The sequence below is a fragment of the Yoonia sp. genome (assembly GCF_017854415.1).
Classification (GTDB): domain Bacteria; phylum Pseudomonadota; class Alphaproteobacteria; order Rhodobacterales; family Rhodobacteraceae; genus Yoonia.
This window is the reverse complement of record NZ_JAFMHR010000220.1, coordinates 1-2,770: the sequence shown is the minus strand read 5'-3', so window position 1 is coordinate 2,770 and position 2,770 is coordinate 1. Positions and strand designations below refer to the sequence as shown.

General features: G+C 52.3%; 2 protein-coding genes. Both read left to right on the top strand.

What is annotated here, in order from left to right:
- Positions 1 to 883, top strand: an 883-nt coding sequence (locus QZ197_RS15700; protein WP_296433150.1) for an AMP-binding protein, incomplete at its 5' end; no start/stop codon positions are given.
- A 57-nt stretch (positions 884 to 940) separates the two neighbouring features.
- Positions 941 to 2,326, top strand: coding sequence for an FAD-linked oxidase C-terminal domain-containing protein (locus QZ197_RS15695; RefSeq protein WP_296433149.1), 1,386 nt, complete (start codon positions 941 to 943; stop codon positions 2,324 to 2,326).
- The last annotated feature ends 444 nt before the right edge of the window (positions 2,327 to 2,770 follow it).

Genomic DNA, 2,770 nt, shown 5'->3' with positions numbered 1-2,770 from the left:
CGGGCTTTTTGTGGCGACGAACGTCACGTTGATGGCGGGGTCGTCTTGTATCTTCATGTCCAAATTCGACGCCGATGACATTCTGGATAACATGCCAAAGGCCACGGTGCTCATGGGGGTGCCAACGTTCTATGTGCGCCTGCTTGAAGCTGATGGTCTGACCAAGGCTTCGGCAGGTATGCGCCTTTTTGTATCGGGGTCTGCACCATTGCTCGCCGAAACACATGAACGCTGGCGCGACTTAACCGGACACGCGATTCTCGAACGATATGGGATGACGGAAACCAATATGAACACCTCTAACCCCTATGAGGGCGACAGGCGGGCCGGCACGGTCGGCTTTCCGCTGCCCGGGGTTGCGTTGCGTGTTACCGATCCAGCGACTGGTGTGCCTTTACCGCAGGGCGAAACCGGCATGTTAGAGGTTCAGGGGCCAAACGTGTTTGCAGGCTATTGGAAAATGCCGGAAAAAACCGCCGAGGAGCTGCGCGACAACGGGTTTTTCATAACAGGCGATCTTGGGCGCATAGACGGGGACGGATATGTGCATATTGTCGGACGCCAAAAGGACCTGATTATTTCGGGCGGCTATAACATTTACCCTAAAGAAATCGAGCTTTTGATCGACGATCTGTCCGGCGTCAACGAGAGTGCAGTCATCGGTGTCCCGCATCCCGATTTCGGCGAAGCTGTCGTCGCAGTCATTGTCGTCCAAGACGGTGCCAACATCGCGGCGCAGGATATCTTAACCAGTCTCAAAGAAGATCTGGCCCGTTTCAAACAGCCCAAACATATCGCATTTGTAAAAGCACTGCCGCGCAACGCCATGGGTAAAGTCCAGAAAAAAGCATTGCGCGAGCAATACGACCAAGTTTTCCAATAATACCCGACAGTGCCTTTACCGCGCACAACAACTACGATGATCTAAAGGGAAAATATTATGACAACGGACAATACTGCGTTGGCCATCTCTGCGTTGAAGGCCCTGCTTGGCGACCGCCTGTCCACGGGCGAAAGCATTCGCGACATCCACGGTCGCGACGAGGCCTATTCCACGCCGGCATTACCAGATGCGGTGGCGTTTCCCGAAAGCACCCAAGAGGTGTCCGAGATCATGATAATCTGTTCGCAATTCAAAGTGCCTGTCGTCCCATTCGGCATCGGGACCTCGTTGGAAGGTCACGTCATCCCCATTCATGGCGGGATCAGCGTAGATACCAGTCGCATGAACAAAGTCCTTGTTATTCACGAAAGCGATCTGGACGCAGTTGTTCAACCCGGTGTTTCGCGCACGCAACTGAATGCTGCACTGCGCGCCACTGGATTGATGTTTACCGTCGACCCGGGTGCCGATGCCACACTTGGAGGCATGGCGGCGACACGCGCCTCGGGCACCAATACCGTGCGTTATGGCACCATGCGCGAGAATGTTATGGCACTGGAAGTCGTGTTGCCTGACGGAACAATCATTCAAACAGGGTCACGCGCCCGCAAATCCTCGGCCGGATATGATTTGACCCATCTGTTTGTCGGGTCCGAAGGCACGCTTGGGATCATTACTGAGCTGACTGTGCGCTTGTTTGGTCAGCCAGACGCAATCCTTGCCGCAACCTGTGCCTTTGAAACAGTCGATAATGCCGTCAATACGGTGATTATGGCCATTCAAATGGGCATTCCACTCGCGCGAGTCGAGTTGTTGGACGAGATACAGATAAAGGGCATGAATATTTTCAACCCCGACCTGAATCTGCCCGAAAAACCGCATTTATTTTTGGAATTCCACGGGTCCGACGCCAGCGTGAAAGAACAAGTTGAGCTTTTTGAAGGTGTTGGCGACGAATTTGGTGTGACTGGCTTCGTATGGGCCACCAAAGCGGAAGATCGCAATCGCCTATGGGCTGCGCGACACAACGCCTATTACGCTGGGAAATCGCTTCGCAAGGGCTGCGAAAGCATTGTTACAGATTGCTGTGTCCCCGTATCCGAGCTGGCAAACTGTATTTCACGCACCAAGGAATTGATTGAAGAGGCTGGATTAATTGCTCCCATCGTCGGGCATGTCGGAGATGGAAATTTCCACTTGCTGATCCTGTTCGATCCAAATGATCCAGACGAATTTATACGCGCAAAATCTCTTGCGTCGAATGTTAATCGCGTCGCCCTGTCGTTTGGTGGGACCGTCACCGGTGAGCATGGTGTTGGTACTGGCAAAAAAGAATACATGTTGGAGGAACATGGCGATGCTTATGCTTTGATGGCGACACTTAAGCGGGCAATTGACCCAAATAACATCATGAACCCGGGTAAAATCGTCGATATCAACTAACAATGTGTTCAGGAAAAGCATTTAAGGTAGACCGTCCTTGGCAAGCTTATTTGACCTTTGCGCCCGCATAACAATCTTCGGGACTTGCCCACCTACTCTTCTGGCGCTTCACTCACCAAGACGAGATCACGGCGGCCAGCTCCGAAAGTCGGAAAATTCAGACCATAGCAAGGCCGTGACCGTTCGCCCAAATATCAAAAGGATATCTTCGCCTCTTTCGATGATATGAAACACTATTCTTGGTGCCCAAATCCCTGAAAATAAAAAGGCTGAAGCATACGTTAACGATCAGGCCTCTCCGCTCGTTAGCCGACCTTGATGGGTTGATCCGGATGTCCGCTTTTCAGGCTGGATGAAGACTATTTTCACTTGCAGCGAATGTCCGCTTCCCGCCGATCATGTCAAATGCTGCAACTGCAAACACGCCCTCGCGCAGGACAACTC